This is a genomic window from Dyadobacter chenwenxiniae (assembly GCF_022869785.1).
In the GTDB taxonomy this organism is placed as follows: Bacteria; Bacteroidota; Bacteroidia; order Cytophagales; family Spirosomataceae; genus Dyadobacter; species Dyadobacter chenwenxiniae.
On the sequence record NZ_CP094997.1, the window covers coordinates 7165275 to 7171767 of the forward strand.

The following is a 6493-nucleotide window of genomic DNA, read 5'->3' on the forward strand; positions in this document are numbered from 1 at the left end:
ATGTTCAAGGTTTTCTCATCATTGCGCAAAGAATATTTGCTCCTTATTAATGATAAGGTGGGCCTGTCTTTGATGTTTTTAATGCCGCTTTTACTGGTTTTTATTATCACAATCATTCAGGATAGCGCATATAAAATGGTGAATGAGAACCGGATCCCGCTGCTCGTCGTAAATCACGATGCCGGTGAAGAAGGTGGTAAGCTCGTATCGCTGCTGACAAAATCCGGGCTTTTTAAAATCGATTCGCAAGATGCCGTTCCCGAAAAATCACTTAAATCTGAGCTGTTGTCAAGGGGGAAATTAATTGGGTTGTATATTCCCAAAACATTTACTGCAGGGCTGGAAAGCAATGCAAATGATGTAAGTAACATCCTTATGCACGATCTTGGGCTGGAACGGGATTCTGTAAGTTCAGAAAAAGTCTCCATGCCGACGCTATCCTTTTACAATGATCCCGTTTTACAGGAAAATTACAGTTATTCCGTCATGGGCATCATCCAGTCCTACATGAGTGTGATCGAGAATTCGCTTATGATCGACAAAATGTACAACACAATGGATCTAGGTGGACAGTCGCAAAAGTTGAAGGATAAAATGATCTCAAACCGCGTAAAGATCAATCAGATCGTGGCCAGTAATAACAACTCCACCGCAATTCCTAACTCCACACAGCATAATGTCCCTGCCTGGACCATTTTTGCTATGTTTTTTATGGTTGTGTCACTGGGAAGCAATATTGTGAAAGAGCGGGTGAACGGCAGTTTTCTGCGATTGAAAACCATGCCCACGACATTCATGCTCGTTATGTTCAGTAAAATGGCGATTTACGTGATCGTTGCGGTTTTGCAGGTGGCGCTCACTTTTTCAATGGGCATCTGGATCCTGCCCGAGCTGGGTTTGCCCAAACTTACAATTCCATCCAGTCTTTTTGCGTTCGGATCTGTAATTCTGATCAGCAGTATGGCCGCCGTGAGTTACGCTCTGATGATCGGCGCGTATGCCCGAACGGAACAACAGGCCAATGGTTTCGGCGCCATTTCTATCATTATCTTTGGTGCAATCGGCGGGATTCTGGTGCCAACATTCGTTATGCCCGGCTTCATGCAGTTTGCGAGCAACTTTTCGCCGTTACACTGGTGCCTGGAAGGGTTTTACATTCTTTTCCTCAAAGGCGGCAGCTGGCAGGAGCTGAAAAATGTCTTCGCATTCCTGGGGATATTTATCCTGATTTGCCAACTTGGAACATATTTTAAGCTAAGGATGGAAAGAATTATTTAAGTTTGAATTCAGAAAAATATTTAACCTACCCGCTTAATTCTTCTGGCACCTCAATTCTAAAAGCAAGATCATAGGCGATCAACATTAATCATGGACATAGAAAGTTTAAAACCCATTATCAAAAGTCAGATAGTCCAATATTTGAATTTGTTAGACATTAACCCTCAGGACATTAAGGACGACGAGCCACTTTTTGGCGGTGACCTTGGATTGGACTCGATCGATTCACTGGAGCTGGTTGTGCTTCTTGAAAGAGAGTACGGCATTAAAATAACCAATCCCGCAGAAGGAAGAAAAATCCTCGTCGATGTGAACCATATGGCTGAATATATTTTAGCAAATACTAAAACTGCCTGAAAATGAAACGGGTGCTGGTGACCGGGATGGGCATAATTTCTGCCATTGGTGAAAACCTTTCGGAAAACCATGCCAGTTTACGTCAGGGGAAAACCGGCATTGCCCGGGCTGCTCATTTCGACTCCCGTTATGCTGCCCTGCTGCCATTTGGCGAGTGTGCATGCAGCAATGAACGTCTGAAAGAGTTGTTGAATTTGGAAGATAGCGCAGGCTACACGCGAACCGATCTGCTTGCTGATAAAGCATTTGCCGAAGCGATTAAAGATGCAGCGCTGTCGCCGAACCAAATCTCTTCATTCGACACCGCATTTATTTCCGCAACAACCGTTGGCGGAATGTGCCTCACAGACCAGCTTTACCAAGACGCTAATTTAAAGACGAGCGGTTCGCCATATCTGGAAGCATACAGCTGCGCAGCCCACACCATCAGATTGGTAGAAAATTACAAGATCAAAGGCTTTTCTGACACCATTAACACCGCTTGCTCTTCCTCCGCCAACGCAATTATGCTTGGCGCAAGGCTTATTGAGTCCGGACGTGCAAAACGTGCAATCGTAGGCGGCGTCGATAGTTTGGCCAAATACACGGTTAATGGCTTTAATTCTCTCAAAATTCTCTCTTCAGAAGCATGTAAGCCATTTGATGAAAATCGGGATGGGCTGAATTTGGGCGAAGCAGCGGCATATCTTGTATTGGAAGCTGAAGATGTGGTTGGAAATAAAAACGCTTACGCAGAAGTGGCAGGTTATGGCAATGCGAATGATGCGCATCATCCGTCCGCAATGTCAGAAGAGGCTACGGGTGCCATTCGCTCCATGCAGGAAGCTGTCGAATCGGCAGGAATCAGCTTCGATCGTATCGACTACGTCAATGCGCACGGGACAGGGACGCTTAATAATGATGAGGTCGAGCTTTTGGGAATGAGTCTGTTATTTGATGAAATCCCGCCTTTTAGCTCCACAAAATCCTACACGGGGCATACACTAGGCGCAGCGGGAGCAGTTGAAGCAGTTTTCAGCATTCTGAGCATTGTGCATGATGAGATCTTTGCCAGCTTACATGTTGAAACGCCCATGAGTTCACAAGGCGCAAGGGCTGCTTCTGTATTCTCGTCGGAGAAGAAATTGAGTTACGCACTTTCCAATTCGTTCGGTTTCGGCGGGAATTGTACTTCACTCGTTTTCAGAAGCATTCATTAATATTTGTCAGGATTCCATCAGTTCTTTCAAGATCTTTTGCGCGGCAATCGAAATAATGGTTCCGGGTCCGAAGATGCCCTTTACACCTGCATCATAAAGAAACTGGTAATCCTGGGCTGGAATTACGCCGCCGACAATGATCATAATGTCACCCCGACCGATGTTTTTCAACGCACTGATGAGTTCGGGAATGAGTGTTTTGTGTCCTGCCGCAAGGCTCGATGCGCCAATGACGTGCACATCATTTTCAGCCGCTTGCCGGGCTACTTCCTGGGGTGTTTGAAAAAGTGGACCAATGTCCACGTCGAAGCCGAGGTCTGCAAAGCTTGTTGCAATAACTTTCGCTCCGCGATCGTGTCCGTCCTGGCCCATTTTGGCAACCAATATTCTTGCCCTTCTGCCTTCCATTTCCGCAAATTGGTCTGACATTTCCAATGCTGCACGAAAGTTTTCATCATCCGAAGCTTCTGCCTGATAAACGCCTGAGACAGACCGAATGGTAGATTTATAACGCCCGAATTCCTTTTCCATCGCATCCGATATTTCTCCTAATGTAGCTCTTTCCCGTGCCGCCTCAATAGCCAGAGCCAGCAAATTGACAGCCATATCCTTACCGCCTTTCTGTTGACAGGCGGCTGTAATGGCATGCAACGCATTTGCAACCGCCTCAGAATCGCGCTCCTCCTTTATTTTCGTTAGAGATGCGATTTGTGACAAGCGAACTGCCTGATTGTCAATTTGAAGGATATCAAAGGTATCCTTACTTTCCGTTCTGAATTTATTGACACCCACAATAATATCTTTTCCCGAATCAATGCGTGCCTGCTTCCTGGCGGCGGCTTCCTCTATCCGCATTTTGGGAAGTCCGGTCTCAATGGCCTTGGTCATGCCACCAAGTTTTTCCACTTCCTCAATCAGTTGCCAGGCTTTTTCAGTCAGCTCTTTTGTCAGATATTCCACATAATAGGAGCCTCCCCAAGGGTCGATTGCCTTACAAAGATCGGTTTCATATTGGATAAAAAGTTGCGTATTCCGTGCAATACGGGCCGAAAAGTCGGTTGGCAGGGCCATGGCCTCGTCCAGCGAATTGGTATGCAGCGATTGTGTATGCCCCATCACGGCAGCCATGGCTTCAATGGTCGTTCGGGTTACATTGTTATACGGGTCCTGCTCAGTGAGGCTGTAACCGCTTGTCTGGCAATGCGTCCTTAATGCCAGTGATTTTTCGTTTTTGGGGCTAAATTGATTCACGATTTTCGACCAAAGCAACCTTCCCGCGCGCATTTTGGCAATTTCCATAAAATGGTTCATTCCGATGCCCCAGAAGAAAGAAAGCCTGGGCGCGAAGTCATCAATTCCGATGCCCGCCTCCAATCCCGTGCGAATGTATTCCAGGCCGTCTGCCAGCGTGTAGGCAAGCTCAATGTGCGCGGGTGCGCCAGCCTCGTGCATGTGGTAACCGCTGATGCTGATGGAGTTGAACCTGGGCATAAAACGCGAGGTGTAAGCAAAAATGTCGCCTACAATCCGCATGGAAGCTGCGGGTGGATAAATGTAAGTGTTCCGCACCATAAACTCTTTCAAAATATCATTCTGAATGGTTCCGGATAGCGTCTCAGGCGATACGCCCTGCTCTTCCGCAGCCACAATGAAGAATGCCAGAATGGGAATTACGGCGCCATTCATGGTCATCGAAACAGACATCTGATCCAGGGGAATCTGGTCAAAAAGCATCTTCATATCCTCCACCGAGTCAATCGCAACGCCTGCTTTTCCTACATCACCGGTTACGCGCGGGTGGTCAGAGTCGTATCCGCGGTGCGTGGCCAGGTCAAATGCAACAGAAAGCCCTTTCTGACCGGCAGCGAGGTTTCTTTTGTAAAATGCATTGGAATCAGCAGCCGTCGAAAAGCCCGCATATTGCCGGATGGTCCAGGGGCGCTCCAGATACATGCTGGCATAAGGCCCACGCACAAAGGGCGGATTTCCTGCACCAAATTCCAGATGTTCAGCTCCTGCCAGATCGTTTTGACTATAAAACGGTTTTAATTTTATCCCTTCCGAGGTGAGCACCGCTTTACCGGATTGTTCTTGCTGTGCATGGCTGGTTGTAATGCCCGTAATGTTCTTAAAATCCGGTTTCATGGCTTTATAGCGGTTAATGCGGATGCCTTAAAGCATTGCGACAGGTTTTTGTCTGTTAAGTACGGCGAACCCGCATGGTCATTTTTTTGATTAAAAATGCCTGTATCCGTATCCTCGCTATATTTATTGATACCGATCATCACCTTGCCTTCGCTCAAATCTTTAATCCTATGCGAAAGCGCTGCATTCAATTGATTTTGAATAAAACCGGTTTCAAAACATTTGACAAAACCGCCTTTTTCTTCCATTTCCAGAAACAATTCCCATGCTTTGTCTGCAATATCCAGCGACATTTTTTCAAGCATATAGGAGCCCGCCGCCGGATCTGCAACGTAAGCCAATGCGCTTTCATGAGAGAGGATGGATGACACATTGCGGGCAATGCGGTCCGAAAAGTCATTTTGTTCTTTTAATTGATGGTCATAAGGCATTACAGTCAAACCATTACAACCGCCCATCACCGCGCTCATGGCCTCGGACGAAGCACGGATCATATTTGTGTAAGGGGCAGCGTCAGCATTAAAGAATGTGGAGGTTTGCGCATGGATAAATGGCGTGCAAAGCTCGTGGGGTAACTGATATGCGTCGGCAATTTTCTTCAACAAAAAACGGAATGCTCTCAATTTTGCGATTTCCGCCAGGAAATCTGTTCCTATTGAAATGGAAAACAATACTCGATTAAAGGCAATGAGCGGGGAAATCTTTTGATCAGTCAGCAGATCTAAATAATTTACCGTGGCTGAAACCATCATTCCCAATTCCTGGACAAGCGTTGCGCCATTGTTATGAAACAGGTGTCCTTCTACCATATATGCACGAAACTCTCGCATATTCCGCGTCTGGTTTAGCACGGAAATCACCGCATTCAGGTTGTCGGCGAAGGATTTTCCAGTGCGCATCCAGTGAGCCACCGGGTCGAATGCGACGCCGCCTTTGAGATAATAACCTGCATTTTTAGAGATTTCCTTGAAAACGTCCCCCGCATTTTCACCGGTTCTAAAATAAATAGCAGTATCGCTAAGGCGAATTCCGTGGAGCAATTTCGGGAATTCACAGTGAATCAGGTCCGTATTTCCGAGGTCCAGCAAAATGACATCAGCGCCATTTGCCAACGCTTGCTTCATAGCAACATTGGTCTTTCGGGGATCTGTGAACTTCACCGAAGGAATGTTCTGCCAGCCAGGTATTTTCTTCTGGCAAGCCTGCATCGCTGCCATCGTTTCCGGATCTGTTTCCGATAGCGTCAGGTAGGGGGCCAAATGCAGATCGACCCCAATTCTCCAATCTGATAATGTTTTCAGCCTTCCTTTCAATTCTTTTTCAGCCTGTATTTGCCAGGCGTCCGGACCCGAAGGGCTGAAATCTGAAAATAAGCGGGCGGCCATTTTAAAGCGGATCAAGTGAAAACAAGCGTTTCTGCTGGTTAACAAAGCTACAAATTTGAAGTTACTTTTTCAGTCCCTGGCACAAAGCACCCCTCTTGCAGATCGAATACCGAAATTCTATCGATTTTA

General features: G+C 46.6%; 5 protein-coding genes. 3 read left to right on the forward strand and 2 right to left on the reverse strand.

Annotation, left to right across the window (positions count from 1 at the left end; translation table 11 throughout):
- From MUK70_RS30745 to MUK70_RS30755, 3 genes are all read left to right on the forward strand, one after another.
- A complete protein-coding gene (locus MUK70_RS30745; RefSeq protein ID WP_234656643.1) occupies window positions 1-1278 on the forward strand; it encodes an ABC transporter permease in 1278 nt (425 codons plus the stop codon).
- Window positions 1279-1368: 90 nt separating this feature from the next.
- On the forward strand, window positions 1369-1635 hold the full coding sequence (locus MUK70_RS30750; RefSeq protein WP_234607105.1) for a phosphopantetheine-binding protein: 267 nt from the start codon (window positions 1369-1371) through the stop codon (window positions 1633-1635).
- Window positions 1636-1637: 2 nt separating this feature from the next.
- Window positions 1638-2834 carry a beta-ketoacyl-[acyl-carrier-protein] synthase family protein gene (locus MUK70_RS30755; RefSeq protein WP_234656644.1) on the forward strand — a complete coding sequence of 399 codons (1197 nt, stop codon included), beginning with the start codon at window positions 1638-1640 and terminating at the stop codon, window positions 2832-2834.
- Window positions 2835-2840: 6 nt separating this feature from the next.
- Here the strand turns inward: MUK70_RS30755 and scpA are convergent, their stop codons facing one another.
- A complete protein-coding gene (gene scpA / locus MUK70_RS30760) occupies window positions 2841-4979 on the reverse strand; it encodes a methylmalonyl-CoA mutase (protein WP_234656645.1) in 2139 nt (712 codons plus the stop codon).
- Entirely contained in the window at window positions 4976-6364 is a 1389-nt protein-coding gene (locus MUK70_RS30765) for a methylmalonyl-CoA mutase family protein (RefSeq protein ID WP_234656646.1), read from the reverse strand. Before MUK70_RS30765 ends, scpA begins: the two co-directional genes overlap by 4 nt.
- Window positions 6365-6493 lie beyond the last annotated feature (129 nt).